This window comes from Streptomyces sp. CS113 (assembly GCF_002188365.1).
Lineage (GTDB): Bacteria > Actinomycetota > Actinomycetes > Streptomycetales > Streptomycetaceae > Streptomyces > Streptomyces tendae.
In genome coordinates this window covers 1,790,105-1,810,261 of sequence record NZ_KZ195574.1, presented here as the reverse complement: position 1 = coordinate 1,810,261, position 20,157 = coordinate 1,790,105, and the positions used below count along the sequence as shown (strand labels likewise).

Below are 20,157 nucleotides of genomic sequence, written 5' to 3'. Positions count from 1 at the left end.
CTCATCGTAGGACTGTCCTTTCGGGTGTGACGAGCTGTCCGGTGGCGGCCGGTGCGCCCGGCCCGCCGCCGGTCAGAAGAAGTTGGACAGTCCGCCGGTGATCGAGGACACCAGCTCCTTGCCCTCCTCGGCGACCTTGTGCACGACCGGCGCGACCTTCCGGCCGGCCGAGACGACGAGCTTGCCCCGGCCGAAGGTGGCCAGGTTCAGGGCGGTGCCGCCGATGGACTTGACGAACTCACCGCTGGTGAAGCCGTGTTCGAGACCGGTGAACAGGGAGCCCAGCGCGCCGGCGCCGAGGGACACGTAGCCGAAGAACGCGGCCCCGGCCGCCAGCGGCGGGAAGACCAGACTGGCCAGGCCCAGCCCGGCCGCGATGAACCCGGTGGCGATGCTGACCGTGTTCGCGGCGTCGGCCCACCAGCTCGCGTCCGACCACCAGTCCTCCTTCCCGGAACCGGTGCCGTTCGGGTGGACCTCGTCGTTGGTGTCGTTGTCCGCCGGGTCGCGGCCCTCCTCGCGCTCCCGCTGCGCCTTCTCCTTGGCCCGGCGGGCCTCTTCGCGCTGCTCGGCGGCCCGCTTCTGGGCGACGATGGCGCGCGCCTGGCTGGACGCGGCGGCGGCGGCCTTGGCGTCCCGGCCGGCCTCCAGCTCCGACTGGCGGGCGCTGGCGGCCGACGCCTGCGCGCTGTAGGAGGACTGGAGTGCCGAACGGGCGGAGTCGACGGCCTTGTTGGCCGAGTAGTTGGCCGAGCGCGAGGCGCTGCGCGCGGTCGCGGCGGCCGCCTTGGCCGTGCTCGCCGAGGCCTTCGCGTCGGCGGCGGACTTGTCGGCGGCGTCGGCGTTGTCCCTGGCCTGGTCGGCGAAGGTGTCCGCCTGCTTCGCCGAGGCGATGGCCTTGTCGGCCCACTCCTTCGCCTTGTCGGCGGCGTTGCGGGCCTCGGCGGCCGCCTTCGACGCCAGCGCGGCGTCCTCCTGGGCGTGGTGGGCGATCTTTGCGGCGGCGGCGATGGCCCCGCGGATCGCGGCGACGTGGGTGGCGGAGTCGTGGTCCAGCTGCGCCGCCGTGTACTGCACGACCTGGACGAAGTTGCGGCGCATCCAGGTGGGGCCCTCCAGCGCCACCTGGGCGTACGACTTGACGTACTCGCCCCCGTTGGCGAGGGCCGTGGAGGTCGCCACCGCGTCGTCCTCGCGCACCGCCTCCGGGTAGGTGCGGTCGAAGAAGTCGGAGATCGCCTCGGGCGTCCCGGCGTCCAGGGCGTCGTTGGCCGCCTTGATGACCGCCTTGCCGGGGTTGTCGTCGAGGATGCGGGAGATCTGCACCAGGCTGTCGTCCTTCGACGCCCGGATCACCCCCGAGGTCAGGAAGTCGCCCACCGCGGTGGCGCTCTCGCTCTCCAGGGCCGCCTGCGCGGCCTCGGCGATGGCGGGGCTGGAGATCTGGGCGAGGTACAGGACGGTCTCCCGGTCGTCCTGGCCCTGGGCGAGGGCGCGGTCCAGGTCGATCCACGAGTACAGGTCGTCGTCGGTGCCGGCCAGCGCGTACTGGGCGGCCTGCCGCGTCCACGCGCCCTTCGCCTCCAGCAGGCCGGTCGCGGCCCGGCGGCCCAGGGTGGCGGCGAGCGCCAGGTCCCCGGTCTCGAACAGGGCCTTCTCCGCGGCGGCGATCGTCTCCTTGAGTGCCGCGGCGGTCTGCTCGTCCTGGGTGCGTTTGTCGTCGTACTCGGCCTGCTCCTGCGCCTCGATCTCGGCCAGCAGCCGGGCCTCGTCCATCCCCTGGAGCATGTCCTGCTCCAGCCGGGCCAACTCGGCCTCGCGCGCCGCCTTCTCGGTCGCCATGGCCTCCTCCACGGCGGTGGTGGCGTTGTTGGCGGCCTTCACGGCCTCCTCCGCGTGCGCGGTGGACTTGTTGGCGTAGTCGATCGCCTGGCCGGCGTACTTCACGGCCTCGTCGGCCGCGTCGGCCGCCTTGAGCGCGTGCTCGGCGGCCGAGTTGGCGGCGTCACGGGCCTTGCGCGCCGCGGAGGCGGCGGTGTTCGCGAGCGCCTGCGCCGTGGAGGCGGCGTTGGTGGCGCGGTTGGCGGCGGTGGTGGCGATGGCCGCCTGCCGCTTGGCCTCGTTGGCCTCGGCCTGGGAGGCGCCGGCGGCCGCGGCGGCCTGCGCGGCCGCGGTGGCGGCGGCCGCCGAGTTGCGTGCGGCGGAGGCGGCCGAGTTGCCGGCGTTGTAGGCCGCCGCGGACGCGGAGGCCGCGTAGTCGGCCGCCTTGGCGGCGGTCTTGGCCTTGTCGGCGGCGTCGCGGGCGGCGAAGGCGGCGTCCTTGGCCTGCTGGGTCTTGTTGGCGTCCTTGGACGCGGCGATGGCGGCGCTGTACGCGCGCGAGGCGGCGTTGCCGGCCGTCGCGGCGGCCTGGGAGGCGGCCGCGGCCGCCCACGAGGCGCGACGGGAGGCGACCACGGCCGCGTTGGAGGCGCTGATGGCGTCACGGGCGGCGTTCGCGGCGCCCTTGGCGGCACTCGCCGCCTTCCGCGCGGCCGCCGCCGACCTGCGCACGTCGTCCTTGGCGGCGGCGGCCTCCGCGGCGGCCTTCTCCGCGGCCTCCTTGGCCTTCTGGGCGGCGGTCTGGGCCCGCTCCGAGGCCTCGACCGCCAGGTCGGTCTCGGCCTGGGCCTGCTTGCCCTCCCGCTCGACCACGGCGACCAGTTCGGCGATGGTCGCCGACTCCTGGTCCCGGGCCCTGGCTATGTGCTGGCCGGTGTCGAGGAACCACTGGACGTCCGACGCGGTGCCGCTCAGCGCGCGGTCCGCGTACTTCTTCACCTCCGGACCCGCGCCGACCATCATGGCGGACACCAGCACCTGGGCGTCCTCCAGGGCCCCCGTGTACTGCCCTTCGACGAGGAAGTCCTCGAGGGCCTGCTGGGTGTTGGCGTCGAGTGCGGCGGACGCCTCGCGCCGGACCCCCTTGCCGCCGGTGCTCGACACGGTGGAGGTGGCGACGGCCAGGTCCTCCAGCAGGGCGGGCCGGTACCCCTCGCCCAGGAAGGCCGCGACGGCGGCGTCGCCGTTGTCCAGAGCGGCGGACGCCTCGCGACGGGTGCCCTTGCCGGCCCGGAAGATGAGCCGCGAGACGGCGACGCGGTTGTCCTCGGCGACGACCTTCGGGAGCGTTTCGGTGAGGAACGTCCGGATGTCGGCGTCGGTGCCGTAGAGCGCGTAGGCGGCGGCGGCCTTGGTGGCGCGGCCGCCCGTGGACCAGGCCTTGACCACCTTCGCCCGGTCGGTGTCCGGCAGCACGAGCGAGCCGTCCGCGGGGTCCTCCCCGTCGGCCGCGCGGGCGGGCCGCGCCAGTGAGAAGGGGGTGGCCGCCACGGCGGTGGCGGCCGCGACCGCGCCGAGCAGGCGTCTGCGGCTCCAGAACATCGTCTGCATGGGTGAGTTGTCCTCGTCCTCGTGGGTGGGCGGCAAAGAATGCACGCGATGGGCCGTGCCTATTTGAGCGCGCTTCGTTGGGGAAATCAATTGCGAATAAGAGGATGTGAGGAAGCGTCAGGAATGCCCGTTCGGTGACTCGATTGATCTGCACAGTCTCTTCACGTCTCGTCGCACAACCTTTGCAAAACGTGAGAGACGTCACTCGGCCTCCTCAAGTGGCGTCCCGTTTGGGGTAGTTAACTCGGTGGACAGTGATCACCGAGTGGCGTGACATGGTCACAGCGACGGCACCGGGGGTTCAGGAATGGTTATTCCGGCAGTCACGTACCGCGCGATTCTCGTCCCGTAATTTCGGCCGGGCGCGGACGCCCGGCTGTATCTGAATTGATTAAGGATCGGCATGAGAGAAAACGTCGTTGTCGCGGCGAATTCACGAAAGAGAAAGCGGCTCGCCGCGCGCACCCTGATCGCGGCCGCCGCCGCGGGGGCACTGGCGTGGGGCCTGCTCGCGTCCGTGCCCCAGCAGCCGGCCGGCGGCCCCTCGGTCTCCGTCGCCGACGAGGCGCCCGGGTACGCGGTGGAGGACTTCGACTACCCGCAGGCGGACAAGATCGAGGCGGAGCAGAACATCCTGCTCAAGCGGGGCGACGGTCACATCACGCTGGTGGACTGCGCCAGTGGGACGGGGTTCATCGAGGTGCGGGCGCGGCGGACCGCGGACAAGGTCTGCTTCAAGTCGGTGGGCGACTCGGGGTGGCTGACCCTGGAGATCCCCGCGGTGTACTCGATGCGGGGCAACGAGTACGAGACGCAGGTGGACATGACCGTGGGGGACGAGGAGAAGTCCTTCGACCTGGAGAAGAACACCTGGACCCCGGTGGGCGAGAGCGCCGACGAGCAGAACCGTGAGCACCTGCTCGTGGAGATCAGGACCTCCAAGTAGCGCCCAGACGACCGCCTCAGCCGGACCTCCCAGCAAGGAACCCAAGCATGCGACACACCAGACCCGTGCGCCTCGCCGCACTGGCCGCGGCCCTGACCGCGGGAACGCTCGTCCTGTCCGCCGTGCCCGCCTCCGCCGTCACGGGACCCGCCTCCGCCGCCTCCGACACCACGCACGCCTACACGGCGCAGATCGTCGTCGGCGACCACGACCGCGGCTGCTCCGGCGTCCTGGTCGACACCGAATGGCTGCTCACCGCGGCCAGTTGCTTCGCCGACAACCCCGCCGAGAGCCTCGCGGTGCCCGCGGGCAAGCCGGCCCGCACCACCACCGCGACCATCGGCCGCGCCGACCTCACCGGCACCGGCGGCGCCGTCCGTACGGTCGTCGAGCTGGTGCCCCGCACCGACCGCGACCTGGTCCTGGCCCGGCTGAACCGCCCGGTCGCGAACGTCACGCCCCTCGCCCTGGCCGGGGCCGCGCCCACCACGGGCGAGCAGCTGACGCTGGCCGGCTACGGCCGCAGCAAGACCGAGTGGGCGCCGCTGAACCTGCACACCGGGGTCTTCTCGGTGGACGCCTCCGACGCGACCACCGCGACGGTGACGGGCCAGGACGGCGTGGCGGCGTGCATGGGCGACACCGGCGGCCCGCTGGTGCGCACCGTGAACGGCACCAAGCAGCTGGCCGCCCTGAGCAGCCGCTCCTACCAGGGCGGTTGCTTCGGCATCGACGCCGCCGAGACCCGCACCGGCGGCGTGGTCACCCGAGTCGACGACCTGGGCTCCTGGGTGGCGTCCAAGGTCGGCGCCAACCGCATCACCGACTTCAACTGCGACGGCGTCGAGGACATCGCCGTGGCCGACCCCGAGGCGACCGTCGGCGGCGACGCCAAGGCGGGCCTGGTCCGCGTCGTCTACGGCGGCGGCAAGGGCACGGCGCAGATCGACCAGGACCTCGACTGGGTCCCGGGCGGCGGCGAGGCCAACGACCTCTTCGGCCAGGCCATCGACACCGTCGACTACGACGAGGACGGCTGCACGGACCTGGCGGTCGGCACCCCGGGCGAGAACCTGGGCGAGGCCGTGGACGCGGGCATGGCCGACGTCCTGCTCGGCGCCCCCGGCGGCATCGGCACCGGCGCCACCAAGGACGTCCACTTCCAGCAGGCCGCGGGCAACGGCTCCATCAGCGCCTCCACACCGGAGAGCGGCGACCTGATGGGGCAGGCGATGGTCGCGGGCACCACCGCGGCCGGCGAACCCTTCGTCGTCATCGGCGTGCCCGGCGAGGGCCTGAGCGGCGCGGCCGGGGCCGGCGAGGCGTTCTACGTGAGCGGCGGCACCAACGTCTCCGTGCACCAGGACAAGCTGGACGTCCCCGGCGCGGTGGAGGCGAACGACGGCTTCGGCGCCGTGCTGGCCGCCGACGCCAACCACCTCGCCATCGGAGCCCCCGACGAGGCCATCGGCGCCGACGCGGCCGCCGGCAACCTCGTGGTCTTCTCGCACACGCTGAACAGCGAGAAGCGGCCCACCCCGCTGTTCGGTCTCGACCAGGATCTGGACACCGTCTCCGGCGGTGCCGAGGCCGGTGACCGCTTCGGCGCCGCCCTGGCCCTCGCCCCGTACCGCCCGTCGGGCGCGGCGCGTGCCGACGAGTCGATCCTCGCGGTCGGTTCACCGGGCGAGGCCCTGAACGTGAACGGCGTCAGCAAGGCCGGGACGGGCGGCGTCACCACCTTCCGCGTCACCGCCTCGGGCACCTACAACCAGCTCGACGGATACTCCTCCGGCACCGCTGACGACGACGTCTCCGGCACCTCCGAGGCCGGCGACCACTTCGGCTCCACCCTGACGGCGGTCAACACCGCGCCGCGTGCGGTCAGCACCGAGGCGACCATGAAGATGGCCGTCGGCATCCCGGACGAGGCGATCGGCTCGGCGGCCTCCTCCGGCGCCGTGCACGTGTTCTCGATGCTCGGTGCGCCCGGCGCCAACGACAAGTGGATCGAGTCCGGCGACGGCGACGGCGTCCCCGGCGCACCGGGCGCGAACCAGCGCCTCGGCTCCAGCATCCACTTCACCGGCACCCACCTCTACGTGGGCATGCCCTACGGTCCGACCGCCACCGGCGCGCTGTACGCCCTGCCGATGTCCAACGTGACCCTCGGTGAGCCCAATGCCGCGCCCACCGTGTACCAGCCGGGTCAGGGCGGCCTCCCGGCCGCCGGTACGGCCTTCGGGCACGCGGCGAGGTAGCCGCTCAGCCTGATTCCTCCCAGCCGGCCGTGGCGTCCAGCGCCACGGCCGGCGCGTTCGCCGGGCGGGGCACGCCCGACGGATCGAGCACGAACAGCGCGACGTCCAGCCGGTCCGCGCGGACCCGGGCGCCCTCGGCGTACCCGGCGAGCGAGAAGTACACGCCCCGCGCCGACTCCGCCATGGCCGTCAGCCACAGGCACTCCACGTCACGCACCGAGGCCGGGCCCACCGTCGGATCCACCTGGACGACGATGCCGGGCGCGGCCAGGCCGATGCCGGACAGCGGACGCTGGTCGGCACGGCGCACGTCCCGGTGGCCCAGGCCGCGCAGATAGAGGACGGCGGCGGTGACCGCGTCGCGGGCGGTGCGGATCGGCACGGCCCGGTGCGCCGGCACCCGTGACCCCGGGGCGCGCCCGGACCGGCCGGTCGCGGCGGGGTGGACCGGCACGCACAGCACCGTCCCGCAGGGGCAGCCCAGCTCGGGCCGCGGCCACCGGCTCTCGGCCCCGCAGGCCGCACAGCGCACCCCGATCCACTCCTCGTCCCACGCCCGGTGGGTGACCTCGGTCGCGGCCCCGCGCGGGTCCAGCTCCGGGGCGACGGGCGCCCCGCACACACAGGGATACGACGGTGCCGTGTAGCGGTGCCGGCGCCCGCAGGCGGAGCAGCACACCGAGATGGTCTCGGACATGACCCCCATCGTCCTCTCTTGACGGCCCCCGGCCGCCCACTTACATTACTTCCAGATCGTAGAAAACAAATTTCGCTATACGGAAGTTGCTACGGAAGAAGCTCACCGCGGGGCGCGACGGGAGTGCGAATCCGACAGCCGGATCAGGAGTACTCGATGGCTCGTATGACCGCTGCCCGAGCGGCAGTTGAGATCCTCAAGCGCGAGGGCGTCACCGACGCGTTCGGTGTGCCCGGTGCGGCGATCAACCCCTTCTACGCGGCGCTCAAGGCGTCCGGCGGCGTGCAGCACACCCTCGCCCGGCACGTCGAGGGCGCCTCGCACATGGCCGAGGGCTACACCCGCACCCACCCCGGCAACATCGGCGTCTGCATCGGCACCTCCGGTCCGGCCGGCACCGACATGATCACCGGTCTCTACTCGGCGATCGGCGACTCGATCCCGATCCTGTGCATCACCGGCCAGGCGCCGACCGCGGTGATCCACAAGGAGGACTTCCAGGCCGTCGACATCGCCTCCATCGCCAAGCCGGTGACGAAGATGGCGGTCACCGTCCTGGAGGCCGCGCAGGTCCCCGGCGTCTTCCAGCAGGCCTTCCACCTGATGCGCTCCGGCCGTCCCGGCCCGGTCCTGATCGACCTGCCGATCGACGTCCAGACGACCGAAATCGAGTTCGACCCGGAGACCTACGAGCCGCTCCCGGTCTACCGGCCCACCGCCACCCGCGCCCAGGTCGAGAAGGCGATCGGCCTGCTCAACGCCGCCGAGCGGCCGCTGATCGTGGCCGGCGGCGGTGTCATCAACGCCGACGCCGCCGACCTGCTCGTGGAGTTCGCCGAGCTGACCGGCACCCCGGTCGTGCCGACCCTGATGGGCTGGGGCCTGCTGCCCGACGACCACGAGCTGAACGCCGGCATGGTCGGCCTCCAGACCTCGCACCGCTACGGCAACGCGACCTTCCTGGAGTCCGACTTCGTCCTCGGCATCGGCAACCGCTGGGCCAACCGCCACACCGGCAAGCTGGACGTCTACACCGCCGGGCGGAAGTTCGTCCACGTCGACGTCGAGCCGACCCAGATCGGCAAGATCTTCGCCCCGGACTACGGCATCGCCTCCGACGCCAAGGCGGCCCTGAAGCTGTTCGTCGAGGTCGCGCGCGAGCTGAAGGCGGCCGGCAAGCTGCCCGACCGCTCCGCCTGGGCCGCCTCCGCACAGGAGCGCAAGGCCACCCTCCAGCGCCGTACGCACTTCGACGACATCCCGATCAAGCCGCAGCGCGTCTACGAGGAGATGAACAAGGCCTTCGGCCCGGAGACCCGGTACGTCTCCACCATCGGCCTCTCCCAGATCGCCGGCGCCCAGATGCTGCACGTCTACCGCCCGCGGCACTGGATCAACTGCGGTCAGGCCGGCCCGCTCGGCTGGACCGTCCCGGCCGCCCTCGGCGTCGCCAAGGCCGACCCGGACGCCCAGGTCGTGGCGCTCTCCGGCGATTACGACTTCCAGTTCATGCTGGAGGAACTGGCCGTCGGCGCGCAGCACCAGATCCCGTACGTGCACGTCCTGGTCAACAACTCCTACCTGGGCCTGATCCGCCAGGCGCAGCGGGCGTTCGACATCGACTTCCAGGTCAACCTGGAGTTCGAGAACATCAACTCGCCCGAGCTGGGCGTCTACGGCGTCGACCACGTCAAGGTCGCCGAGGGCCTGGGCTGCAAGGCGATCCGGGTGACCGACCCGAACGAGCTGGGCGCGGCCCTGGAGCAGGCCAAGAAGCTGGCCGCCGAGCACCGGGTGCCGGTCGTCGTCGAGGCGATCCTGGAGCGCGTCACGAACATCTCCATGTCGGGCACCAACGACATCTCCAACGTGGTGGAGTTCGAGGAGGTGGCCACGGAGCCGGGGCACGCCCCGACCGCGATCAGGACGCTGAAGGTCTGACGCACCCGGACCCGGTTCCGGTCCCGGACCCGGCGCCGAGAGCCGAGAACGGCCCGTTCCTCTCCTCGGGGGGACGGGCCGTTCTCACGTGTGCGGGGACCCTGTGTGCGGGAACCCCATGTGCGCGGGCCCCATGTGCGCCGGCCCCATGTGTGCGACCCATGTGGCCGCGCTCAGTCCGAGCCGCCGCCACCGCCGCCCCCGGAGCCGCAGCCGCCCCCATGGTCCCCGTGGTGGCCGGTGCCGCCCCAGTCGCCCGAGATCGAGTCCTCGTACTCGTCGCGCCACCTCAGGAACCTGCCCCGGCCCAGGGAGAAGCGCACTCCGTCGGCCGGGGCGCCCGGGGCCGTCAGACCGGTCCGCAGCGCGAAGCGCGGCAGCAGCAGGCGCAGGGCGGCATCGCCGTGCAGGGCGACCGCGAGCAGCGTGTCGTCGTCCGTCAGCCCGTGCCTGACCGCCGGCAGCGGGTGCCGCTCCCGCCAGAACTCCACGCGCCGACGGGCACCGCGGGTCGGCCTGAGCCAGGGGTGGCCGAGCAGCCCGTCCTCGGCCAGCGGAATGCGGGTCAGGGCCACGGCGAGGCGCACGTCCGGGTGCCGGACCAGCTCACGCGCGGTGAGCGGCTCGTGCAGGCAGTCCAGGACCGTCCCCTCGAACGGCCCCAGGCCGTCCGGCTCGGGACCCGCCGCGCACAGCGTCCTGCGCGGGCCGGTCTCGACGGCCCCCAGCAAGTGCAGGGCGACCAGCGCCACCGTGACGGCGGCCGGTGGCCCGCCGCCCAGCAGCGCGATCTGATGCGGCTCCCACCCGATCTCCGTGACACCGTCCACGACCCCACCCCCGTGCGCCCCGTGTTGTGCCGGGGTTGTGCCCGCTGCGGGGGTCTCCTACGCCCGTTCTCAGCCGTGGTGCTCGTGGTGCTCTTGGTGCTCCTGGTGTTCCTGATGTTCGTGCAGCCCCGGCCAGTCCTCCGGGCCGCCGCCCTGCCACTCGACCAGGTCGCTGTCCTCCACGTCGGTCACGTAGAGGTCGGCCAGCCGCAGCAGTTCGGCGACGTCGTCGATGTGCGAGGCGACGCCCAGGGTCTGGGCGCCGGAGGTGACCCGGCGGGAGCCGTCGAGGGCGGGGGAGTGGACGACGATGTGCGGGTGCTCGGGTGGGTGTGCCGTTGCCATGTCTCCAGGCTGCTGCGCCGGAGCGGAATCCGCACCCGGTGAACGCCGGAAAGCGCCGGATGCGGGACCGTCCGCATCCGGCGCTTTCCGGCCGGTGAAGGTTCTTCACGTGGAGTCCGTCCGGCGGCGCGAGGCTGGGCGCGACAGGTCGTTCGCGCCGCCGGACGGGGCTTGCGGGCCTCTCGGAGAGAGGTGTGTGGCTGGGACCGCGGCGGTGCGACGGGCCGGAACGGCTCCTCCCCTCAGGTCGTAGGAGAAACGTCCGTGCCCTTCACCACCGCACTGGCTCGCTGGCCGCCGCGGTCCTCGCCCTGCCCGCGCCGGCACCTGGCGGTCACCCCTCATCCGGGCCGCTTCGGTGCCTGCGCGGGCCGCGCACACGGCCCCGGCCTCCCCGCCGGGTTCCGTGCGCGAGCCGGTGGGTCAGTCCTCGCGCAGGGCGCGGACCGCCTCCGCCACGCGCTTGCCGTACTCGGGGTCGGCCGCGTGGAAGTGTGCGAGGTTCTTCTCCACGACGTCGTTGCGGGAGACCTGGGACAGGCCGCCGGCGAGGTTGGCGACCAGCCGCTGCTTCTCGTCCTCGCTCATCAGCCGGTACAGCACACCGGCCTGCACGAAGGGGTCGTCCTTGGTGTGCAGCGGCGCCTCGTGCGTGCCGGTGTGGCCGGAGACCGGGAGCGGGCCGGCCAGCGGGCGGCCGGTCTCGGCCGGGCCGTCGTAGGAGTTCGGCTCGTAGTTCTTGGCGTACCGGTCCTGCGCGTTGGACGCCATCAGGCCGTCGCGGCCGTAGTTGGCGGCGCCGCCGGGCACGGCCTTCGGGGCGTTCACCGCGAGCTGGGTGTGGTTGACGCCCAGGCGGTAGCGGTGCGCGTCCGCGTAGGCGAACAGCCGGCCCTGGAGCATCTTGTCGGGGGAGGGGCCGATGCCCGGCACGAAGTTGTTCGGGGAGAACGCGGCCTGCTCGACCTCGGCGAAGACGTTGTCCGGGTTGCGGTCCAGCACCAGCCGGCCCACCCGCCTGAGCGGGTAGTCGGCGTGCGGCCACACCTTGGTCACGTCGAACGGGTTGAAGCGGTAGTTCGCCGCCTCGGCCACCGGCATCAGCTGCACGTGCAGCGTCCAGGAGGGGTACACGCCCCGCTCGATCGCCTGCACCAGGTCCGTCTGGTGCGAGGTCGGGTCCTCGCCCGCGAGCTTCGCGGCCTCGTCCGCGGTCAGGCAGCGGATGCCCTGGTCCGTCTTGAAGTGGTACTTGACGAAGAAGGACTCGCCCTTGGCGTTCGTCCACTGGTAGGTGTGCGAGCCGAAGCCGTCCATGTGGCGGTACGACGCCGGGATGCCGCGGTCGCCCATCAGCCAGGTCACCTGGTGCGTGGCCTCGGGGGAGTGCGCCCAGAAGTCGAAGACGTTGTCCGGCTCCTGACGGCCCGTGAACGGATCGCGCTTCTGCGAGTGGATGAAGTCGGGGAACTTGATCGGGTCCTTGATGAAGAACACCGGGGTGTTGTTGCCGACGAGGTCGTAGTTGCCCTCCTCGGTGTAGAACTTCACCGCGAAGCCGCGCGGGTCGCGCACCGCGTCCGCGCCGCCGAGGGAGTCGGCCACGGTGGAGAAGCGCAGGAAGACCTCGGTGCGCCTGCCGACCGTGCTCAGGAAGTCGGCGTGCGTGAAGCCGGTGACGTCGTCGGTCACCTCGAAGTGGCCGTAGGCGCCGGAGCCGCGGGCGTGCACCACGCGCTCCGGGATGCGCTCGCGGTTGAAGCGGGCGAGCTTCTCGATGAGGTGCTGGTCCTGGATCAGGAGGGGGCCGCCGATGCCGGCGGAAGCGGAGTTCTGGTTGTCGGCGACCGGGGCGCCGGACTCGGTGGTGAGCACGCGCTGCGACATCGTGGACCTTCCGTGGCCTTGCAGACGAGGGTTCAGCGGAACCGTTCAGTGGAAACAAGTTTCCGCTTCGTGGAGCCTAGATTTGGGAGAGTGGCACGTCAACAGTTTGTTGAAGTGGGTTCCGGGCGGCGCCGCCGCTCGGGCGCGACAGGACAGGTGTCAGCGACGGCGCCGCCCGGAGGTCTCGGGGAGGCGGGTCAGACCTGGGCGCCGGAGAGGCGCTCCACGGCCCGCAGCAGGGCCGAGTGGTCCAGGCCGCCGTCGCCCTGGGCGCGCAGGGACGCGACCAGCTGGGCGACCACGGCGCCGACCGGCAGGGCGGCACCGACGTTGCGGGCGGCGTCGGTGACGATGCCCATGTCCTTGTGGTGCAGGTCGATGCGGAAGCCCGGCTTGAAGTCGCGGTCCAGGAAGTTGTCCTTCTTCCGCGTCAGCACGGTGGAGCCGGCCAGACCGCCGTTGAGGACGTCCAGGGCGGCCTTCAGGTCCACGCCGGACTTCTCCAGGAAGACCACGGCCTCGGCGCACGCCTGGATGTTCACGGCGACGATCAGCTGGTTGGCGGCCTTCACGGTCTGACCCGAGCCGTGCGGGCCGCACAGCACGATGGTCTTGCCGAGCGCCTCCAGGAGCGGCTTGGCCTCGTCGAAGTCGGCCTGCTCACCGCCGACCATGATGGACAGCACGGCCTCGATCGCGCCGGCCTCGCCGCCGGAGACGGGGGCGTCCAGGACGCGGACGCCCTTGTCCTTCGCCGCCTTCGCGAGGTCCACCGAGGTCTGCGGGGTGATCGAGGACATGTCGATCAGCAGCGCGCCGGACCGCGCGTTCTCCAGGATGCCGTCGGGGCCGTAGGCGATGGCCTCGACCTGCGGCGACGCGGGCACCATGGTGACGATCACGTCGGCGTCGCGCACGGCCTCGGCGATCGAGCCGGCCGCGGTGCCGCCGGCGGCGGACAGGCGGTCCAGCTTCTCCTGCTCCAGCGTGAAGCCGGTGACCTGGTAACCCGCCTTGATCAGGTTCTCGGACATGGGGGAGCCCATGATGCCGAGACCGACCCAGGCGACCTTGGGGAGCGTGCTCATGATGGGTACCTCTCTGGAAAATCTGCGAAGAGTTCTGCGGGTGGCGCTCAGCGGGCCGCGCGGGCCCCGGCCGGCAGCCAGGTGAAGGACTGGGCACTGGGGGCGTCGCCGGGCTTGTACTCCAGGCCGACCCAGCCGTCGTACCCGGCCTTCGCGAGGCGGTCGAGCAGGTCCTCCAGCGGGAGGGAGCCCGTACCGGGGGCGCCGCGGCCCGGGTTGTCGGCGATCTGCACGTGGCCGGTCTTCGCGGCGTACGCGTCGATCACCTGCGGCAGGTCCTCGCCGTTCATGGACAGGTGGTAGAGGTCCATGAGGAACTTGGCGTTGCCGAGCCCGGTGGCCTCGTTGACCTTGTCGACGACCTCGACCGCGGCCGGCGCCGACACCAGCGGGTACAGCGGCGACTCGGGCTTGTTGAGCGCCTCGATCAGCAGGATCGCGCCGATCCGGTCGGCCGCGCGGGCGGCGAGGACCAGGTTCTCCAGCGCCAGCCTGTCCTGCTCGGCCGGGTCCACGCCCTCGACGCGGTTGCCGTACAGGGCGTTGAGCGCCGTGCAGCCGAGCGACTGCGCGAAGTCGGCGGCCACGTCGATGTTGGCGCGGAAGCGGTCCGACTCCTCACCGGGGATCGACAGCGCGCCCCGGTCGGGTCCGGGCAGCCGCCCGGCGTAGAAGTTGAGCCCGGTGAGCTGGACGCCCGCGTCCTCGATCGCCGACTTGAGGGCGTCGAGCTCGGACTGCTCGGGAGTGGGCGAGTCGATCCAGGGCCACCACAGCTCGACCGCGGTGAAGCCGGCCGCGGCGGCGGCCGCGGGGCGCTCCAGGAGCGGGAGTTCCGTGAAGAGGATCGACAGGTTGACGTTGAAGCGCTGGTCTGCGAATCCCATCGGGTGCCGCGCTCCCTTCCGCTTGAGGGTGTGTTTCCGTAATACGGAAGTTCGTTTCTGCTTGATGGAAGGTTGCCCGGGGAGCGCGGCTGTTGTCAAGAGGGGGCGGCGCAAAGCGGTCACCCCGCGTTAGGTTGACCGCGTGCGATTGAGAGTGGAGTTCACGACCGAACCCTTCGACCTCGACGAGGCGCCCGCCCATGCGGTGGTGGCCCGCGAGGTCGTCGAGGCCGCCGAGCTGGACGCGGTCGACGTCGGCCCCTTCGGCAACACCGCCGAGGGCGGCGCCGACCGGGTGCTCACCGCCGTGGACGCGCTGCTGCGCCGCTCCCTGGAGGCCGGCGCCACCCGGATCTCGCTCCAGGTCAACGTGGTCGGAGAGGGCGCCGAAGAAGCAAGCACCGAAGGGGAAAGCGCCGAAGTGGAAGGCGCCGACGGAGCAGGCACCGAAGAGGAGGGCGGGCGGTGACCGGCCCCGCCGAGGAGCCCTTCATCGCGGCGGTCAAGCCCCTGGTCGACGCCATGGGCGGCGAGATGCTGCCGCCGGACGAGGCCGGTCTGGAGGACGTCGTGCTCTCCTGGGAGGGCGCCGACGTCGTCGCCGTGCGCCTGCCCCAGCTCGCCGACTCCCTCGACCACATCCTGGCCGCCATGGAGCGCCGGCAGGGCAGGCCCCTGGCCGACCTGGACCGCCGCACCAAGCAGGAGGTCGTCCGGGCCCTGGAGGCGCGCGGCGCCTTCGCCGTACGGCACGGAGTGGAGACCGTCGCGAGCGCCCTCGGCGTCAGCCGTTTCACCGTGTACAACTACCTCAACCGTGAGAAGGGCACCTGACCTGCACGGTTCCCGCCCACCTCCAGCCGCCGTCCGGTAACCGGGCGGCGGCTTTTCTGACCCCGAATTTTCAACAAACTGTTGACGGCTTGTTTCCGAGGGCGTTAGCTATCGGCACGCCCGCTCAGCACAAGGCCACGGAGGCTCCCGTGACGTCCACTTCCGCGTCGGGCCTGGCCCGTTTCAACGCCCTCGAGGAGACCGCGGCACTCGCGGAACTCCACGAGGCGTGCGCCGCCACGGCGTGGGCCCGGCACCTGCTCGCCGCCCGCCCCTTCGCCACCCCAGAGGACCTGTACGCCGCCAGCGACGCCGCCATGGCCGAGCTGAGTGCGGAGGACCTCGCCGAGGCGATGGCCGGGCATCCGCCGATCGGCCGCCCCAAGCCGGGCGATGCGACCTCGTCCCGCGAACAGGCGGGCATGGCCGGCGCCGCCGAGGAACTCAAGGCGGAGATGCTCGAACTCAACCTGGCCTACCAGGAGAAGTTCGGCCACGTCTTCCTCATCTGCGCCACCGGCCGGACCGGTGAGCAGATGCGCGACGCGGTCAAGGAGCGGATCGGCAACTCGCCCGAGCAGGAACGGGAGATCGTCCGCACCGAACTGGGGAAGATCAACCGCATCCGCCTGACCCGACTCGTCGAACAGGACGCCCGACCATGAGCACCAGCACCACCGCCTCCGTGTCCACGCACATCCTGGACACCAGCGTCGGCCGCCCCGCCGGGGACGTCGCCGTCCGCCTCGCCGCCCGTACGGGCCGCGCGGCGGACTGGCAGGCGCTCGGCGGCTCCGCGACCGACGCCGACGGCCGGTGCAAGGACCTCCCGGCCCTGCCGGAGGGCACCACCCACGTACGGCTCGACTTCGACACCGAGACGTACTTCGCCAAGAAACAAGCCGCGGCCCAGCAGGACGCCCCCGCGCTCCGGGACAGCGAGAACGGCCGGCCCGTGTTCTTCCCCGAGGTCACCATCACCTTCGCGGTGGTGCCCGGCGAGCACTACCACGTTCCGCTGCTGCTCAACCCGTTCGGCTACTCCGTTTACCGAGGGAGCTGACCGAATCATGACCCGTTTCGTCCTGGGACAGAACCAGTACGGCAAGGCGGAGAACCGCGTCGTCAAGATCACGCGCGACGGCGACACGCACCACATCAAGGACCTGAACGTCTCCGTCGCCCTGTCCGGCGACATGGAGGAGGTCCACCGCAGCGGTTCCAACGCCAACGTCCTGCCGACCGACACCACCAAGAACACGGTGTTCGCCTTCGCCAAGGAGCACGGGATCGAGAGCGCCGAGGACCTCGGCGTCAAGCTCGCCCGCCACTTCGTGGACAACAACGAGCCGATCCACCGGGCCCGCATCCGCATCGAGGAGTTCGGCTGGGAGCGGATCGAGACGTCGAAGGGCGGCGCCCGCTTCGTCGGCGCCGACGAGATCGCCCACTCCTTCGTCCGCACCGGCCAGGAGACCCGCGTCGCCGAGATCACCTACGACGGCCACGGCATCCAGGTGCTCTCCGGCTTCAAGGACCTGACCGTCCTGAACTCGACCAACTCCGAGTTCTTCGGCTACCTGAAGGACAAGTACACGACCCTCAAGGAGGACTACGACCGGATCCTCGCCACCACCGTCTCCACCTGGTGGCGGCACAACTGGGACGGCGTCGACTCGCACGCCCCGGACTGGGACCGCTCGTACAACGGCGTGCGCAAGCACGCGCTCCAGGCGTTCGCCGAGACCTACTCGTACTCGCTCCAGCAGACCCTCTTCGAGATGGGTGTGCGGGTGCTCAACTCGCGCGACGAGGTCGACGAGATCCGCTTCTCGATGCCCAACAAGCACCACTTCCGCTCGGACCTGTCGCCCTTCGGGATCGACAACGAGGCCAAGGACGGCGCCGTGTACTACGCCGCCGACCGCCCCTACGGCCTGATCGAGGCCACCATCCTGCGCGACGGCGCCGAGCAACTCATCCCGGTCGACATGACCAACCTCTGACGCGGGACGCGCGCCACCGGCCCGGCCGCTCGGGCCGGCGGCGCGTCACACCGGAGGGAACACCATGGCACAGCCTGCAACGGAGCCGGCGAAAGGCTCAAGTTCCACCCCGTCACCGGAGCACACCGAGGACGCCGTCACGTCCGTGCACCCGGTGGACGAGAAGCTCCACCCCTCGCGGCTCGTCCCCGCCGCGCTCCAGCACATCGCCGCCATGTACGCGGGCGTCGTCACTCCTCCGCTCATCATCGGCCAGGCCTGCGGACTCGACATCGAGGGCCGCACCCGGCTGATCGCGGCCTCGCTGCTGATCGCGGGCGTCGCCACGCTGCTCCAGACTCTCGGCGTCAAGGGCTTCGTCGGCAACCGCCTGCCGTTCGTCAACGCCGCCTCCTCGGCCGGTATCGCGCCCATCCTCGCCATCGTCGAGACCAACGCGAAGGGCAGCCAACTCCCCGCCGTCTACGGCGCGGTGATGGTCGCCGGCGTCTTCTGCCTCGCCGTCGGCCCGTTCTTCGGCCGGCTGCTGCGCTTCTTCCCGCCGCTGGTCACGGGCGTCGTCATCACCCTCATCGGCGTCACGCTGATGCCGGTCCCGGTCGGCTGGGCGCAGGGCGGTGACAAGACCGCCGCCGACTTCGGCTCGATGCGCAACCTCGCGCTCGCCGCGTTCACCCTCGCCGTCATCCTCGTCATCCAGCGCTTCGGCCGGGGCTTCGTCAAGCAAGTGGCCCTGCTCTTCGGCCTGTTGATCGGCACCCTGGCGGCCATCCCCTTCGGCATGGCCGACTTCGGCGCCCTGAGGTCCGCGCCGGTCGCCGCGCTGCCCACGCCCTTCGCCTTCGGCGCCCCCGAGTTCCAGCCCGCGGCCATCCTGTCGCTCTGCATCGTCATGCTGGTCCTGATGACGGAGTCGTCCGCCGGCATGCTCGCCCTCGGCGAGATCTGCGACCGCCGCGCCGACGCCAAGGTCATCACCCGCGGCCTGCGCACCGACGGCCTCGCCACCCTGGTCGGCCCCGTCTTCGGCGGCTTCCCCACCTCCGCCTTCGCCCAGAACGTCGGCGTCGTCTCCCTCACCCGGGTACGCAGCCGCTACGTCGTCGCGGTCGCCGGTGCCACCCTGCTCGTCCTCGGTGCCTTCCCGGTCCTCGGCGCGGTCGTCTCGCTGGTGCCGATGCCGGTGCTCGGCGGCGCGGGCATCGTGCTGTTCGGCTCCATCGCCGTCAGCGGCATCCGTACGCTCTCCGAGGCCGGACTCGACGACAGCTCCAACATCATCCTGGTCGCCGTGGCGCTCGGCGCGGGCATCATCCCGCTCGCCGCGCCGACCTTCTACGCCGAGTTCCCCGCCTGGGCCCAGACCGTGCTGGGCTCCGGCATCAGCGCCGGAGCGATCGTCGCGGTCGCCCTCAACCTGTTCTTCCACCATCTCGGCACCCGGAGCCGCGGCACGGTTCCGGCACTCAAATCCTCCTAGGGTCCTGCCGTGCCCTCCCCGTGGGTACTCGACTCCCCGCCCGCGGGCCCCACCGAAAGGCAAGGAAGCAGCATGGCAGCCATGGCAGCAGCGTCGGCAACCGAACGCACCGTCATCGAGAACTGTGCGATCGCCACCGTGGACGCGGGCGACACCGAGTACGCCGCCGGTCACGTCGTGCTCGCCGGCAACCGCATCGAGTCCGTCGGCGCGGGCGGGGCACCCGAGGACCTGGAGAACGTCGTACGCCGGATCGACGCGACCGGACACCTGGCCACCCCCGGACTGGTCAACACCCACCACCACTTCTACCAGTGGCTCACCCGGGGCCTGGCCACCGACCACAAACTCTTCGACTGGCTGGTCGCCCTGTATCCGACCTGGGCGCGCCTCGACGAGCCGATGGCCCACGCGGCCGCCCAGGGCTCGCTGGCGATGATGGCCCGCGGGGGCGTCACCACCGCCGCCGACCACCACTACATCCACCCGCGGGGCGCCGGCGACCTGTCCGGCGCGATCATCCGCGCCGCCCGCGACATGGGCGTCCGCCTCACCCTCGCCCGCGGCTCCATGGACCGCGGCGAGGCCGACGGCGGGCTGCCGCCCGACTTCGCGGTGGAGAGCCTGGACGACGCGCTCGCCGCCACCGAGGCCACCGTCCGGGAGCACCACGACCCGTCCTTCGACGCGATGACCCAGGTCGCCGTCGCCCCCTGCTCGCCCTTCTCCGTCTCCACCGAACTGATGCGCCAGAGCGCCGAGCTGGCCCGCCGGCTCGGCGTGCGGCTGCACACCCACGGCTCGGAGACCGTGGAGGAGGAGAAGTTCTGCCACGAGCTGTTCGGCATGGGCCCGACCGACTACTTCGAGTCCACCGGCTGGCTCGGCGAGGACGTGTGGATGGCGCACTGCGTCCACATGAACGACTCCGACATCGCCGCCTTCGCCCGCACCGGCACCGGCGTCGCGCACTGCCCGTCCTCCAACGCCCGCCTGGCCGCGGGCATCGCCCGCGTCCCCGACCTGCTCGCCGCCGGCGTCCCGGTCGGCCTCGGCGTCGACGGCACCGCCTCCAACGAGTCCGGCGAACTCCACACCGAACTCCGCAACGCCCTGCTGATCAACCGCCTCGGCGCCCACCGCGAGGCCGCGCTGAACGCCCGCAGGGCGCTGCGCCTGGGCACCGCGGGCGGCGCCCGGGTCCTCGGCCGGTCCGCCGAGACCGGCTCCCTGGAGCCGGGCAAGCTCGCCGACCTGGTGCTGTGGCGGATGGACACCCTCGCCCACTCCTCGATCGCCGACCCGGTGGCCGCCCTGGTCCTGGGCGCCCCCGCCCCGGTCACGGCGTCGTTCGTGAACGGACGGCAGATCGTCGAGGACGGCAGGCTGCTCACGGTCGACGAGGACGCCCTCGCCCGCTCCACCCGGGACGAGGCACGACGCCTGGCGCGCATCGCCGCGCAGGGCTGAGCGCCGCGACGCGCCGAACGCGGCGGCAGGCCGAGCGCCGCGCGACACCCGTA

General features: G+C 71.9%; 17 protein-coding genes. 10 read left to right on the top strand and 7 right to left on the bottom strand.

The features are described 5' to 3' along the window. Positions 1-72 precede the first annotated feature (72 nt). The gene (locus B9W62_RS07825) at positions 73-3,477 is read right to left on the bottom strand and encodes an ALF repeat-containing protein (RefSeq protein WP_306426447.1); all 3,405 of its coding nucleotides are present in this window, start codon (positions 3,475-3,477) and stop codon (positions 73-75) included. Between the two features lie 358 nt (positions 3,478-3,835). Between B9W62_RS07825 and B9W62_RS07820 the strand changes: the two genes are divergently transcribed. Further along, positions 3,836-4,378: a hypothetical protein gene (locus B9W62_RS07820; RefSeq protein WP_256976228.1), complete on the top strand. Its 543-nt coding sequence runs from the start codon at positions 3,836-3,838 to the stop codon at positions 4,376-4,378. A 47-nt stretch (positions 4,379-4,425) separates the two neighbouring features. Then, on the top strand, positions 4,426-6,639 hold the full coding sequence (locus tag B9W62_RS07815) for a S1 family peptidase (protein WP_087806471.1): 2,214 nt from the start codon (positions 4,426-4,428) through the stop codon (positions 6,637-6,639). A 4-nt stretch (positions 6,640-6,643) separates the two neighbouring features. On the opposite strand, the gene B9W62_RS07810 is transcribed toward B9W62_RS07815, so the two are convergent. Further along, positions 6,644-7,345, bottom strand: a complete 702-nt coding sequence (locus B9W62_RS07810; protein ID WP_087806469.1) for a hypothetical protein — start codon at positions 7,343-7,345, stop codon at positions 6,644-6,646. Between the two features lie 147 nt (positions 7,346-7,492). On the opposite strand from B9W62_RS07810, the gene gcl reads away from it, so the two are divergent. Continuing rightward, positions 7,493-9,277 carry a glyoxylate carboligase gene (gcl, locus tag B9W62_RS07805; protein WP_087806467.1) on the top strand — a complete coding sequence of 595 codons (1,785 nt, stop codon included), beginning with the start codon at positions 7,493-7,495 and terminating at the stop codon, positions 9,275-9,277. A gap of 173 nt (positions 9,278-9,450) precedes the next feature. On the opposite strand, the gene B9W62_RS07800 is transcribed toward gcl, so the two are convergent. The 5 genes from B9W62_RS07800 to B9W62_RS07780 all read right to left on the bottom strand — a co-directional run bounded on the left by B9W62_RS07800 (position 9,451) and on the right by B9W62_RS07780 (position 14,314). Then, positions 9,451-10,107 carry a TIGR04222 domain-containing membrane protein gene (locus tag B9W62_RS07800; protein ID WP_087806465.1) on the bottom strand — a complete coding sequence of 219 codons (657 nt, stop codon included), beginning with the start codon at positions 10,105-10,107 and terminating at the stop codon, positions 9,451-9,453. Between the two features lie 69 nt (positions 10,108-10,176). Continuing rightward, entirely contained in the window at positions 10,177-10,452 is a 276-nt protein-coding gene (locus B9W62_RS07795) for a hypothetical protein (RefSeq protein ID WP_087806463.1), read from the bottom strand. A 423-nt stretch (positions 10,453-10,875) separates the two neighbouring features. Beyond that, on the bottom strand, positions 10,876-12,339 hold the full coding sequence (locus B9W62_RS07790) for a catalase (RefSeq protein ID WP_087806461.1): 1,464 nt from the start codon (positions 12,337-12,339) through the stop codon (positions 10,876-10,878). A gap of 197 nt (positions 12,340-12,536) precedes the next feature. Next, complete coding sequence (locus B9W62_RS07785; RefSeq protein WP_087806459.1) at positions 12,537-13,427, bottom strand: 2-hydroxy-3-oxopropionate reductase; 891 nt, start codon at positions 13,425-13,427, stop codon at positions 12,537-12,539. 47 nt (positions 13,428-13,474) lie between these two features. Beyond that, a complete protein-coding gene (locus B9W62_RS07780) occupies positions 13,475-14,314 on the bottom strand; it encodes a TIM barrel protein (protein WP_087806457.1) in 840 nt (279 codons plus the stop codon). Between the two features lie 142 nt (positions 14,315-14,456). On the opposite strand from B9W62_RS07780, the gene B9W62_RS07775 reads away from it, so the two are divergent. The 7 genes from B9W62_RS07775 to B9W62_RS07745 all read left to right on the top strand — a co-directional run bounded on the left by B9W62_RS07775 (position 14,457) and on the right by B9W62_RS07745 (position 20,104). Further along, positions 14,457-14,783 carry a YkoF family thiamine-binding protein gene (locus B9W62_RS07775; RefSeq protein WP_373433669.1) on the top strand — a complete coding sequence of 109 codons (327 nt, stop codon included), beginning with the start codon at positions 14,457-14,459 and terminating at the stop codon, positions 14,781-14,783. After that, positions 14,780-15,148 (top strand): helix-turn-helix domain-containing protein, encoded by a 369-nt coding sequence (locus tag B9W62_RS07770; protein ID WP_003972719.1) that lies wholly within the window; start codon positions 14,780-14,782, stop codon positions 15,146-15,148. The genes B9W62_RS07775 and B9W62_RS07770 overlap by 4 nt, the downstream gene beginning before the upstream one ends. A gap of 149 nt (positions 15,149-15,297) precedes the next feature. Next, entirely contained in the window at positions 15,298-15,813 is a 516-nt protein-coding gene (uraD, locus tag B9W62_RS07765) for a 2-oxo-4-hydroxy-4-carboxy-5-ureidoimidazoline decarboxylase (protein WP_179235385.1), read from the top strand. Continuing rightward, a complete protein-coding gene (gene uraH / locus B9W62_RS07760; protein WP_087806453.1) occupies positions 15,810-16,211 on the top strand; it encodes a hydroxyisourate hydrolase in 402 nt (133 codons plus the stop codon). The genes uraD and uraH overlap by 4 nt, the downstream gene beginning before the upstream one ends. Positions 16,212-16,218: 7 nt before the next feature. Beyond that, a complete protein-coding gene (gene pucL / locus B9W62_RS07755; protein WP_087806451.1) occupies positions 16,219-17,154 on the top strand; it encodes a factor-independent urate hydroxylase in 936 nt (311 codons plus the stop codon). 64 nt (positions 17,155-17,218) lie between these two features. Then, a complete protein-coding gene (locus tag B9W62_RS07750; RefSeq protein ID WP_087806449.1) occupies positions 17,219-18,634 on the top strand; it encodes a nucleobase:cation symporter-2 family protein in 1,416 nt (471 codons plus the stop codon). 72 nt (positions 18,635-18,706) lie between these two features. After that, on the top strand, positions 18,707-20,104 hold the full coding sequence (locus B9W62_RS07745) for an 8-oxoguanine deaminase (protein WP_087806447.1): 1,398 nt from the start codon (positions 18,707-18,709) through the stop codon (positions 20,102-20,104). Positions 20,105-20,157: the final 53 nt, after the last annotated feature.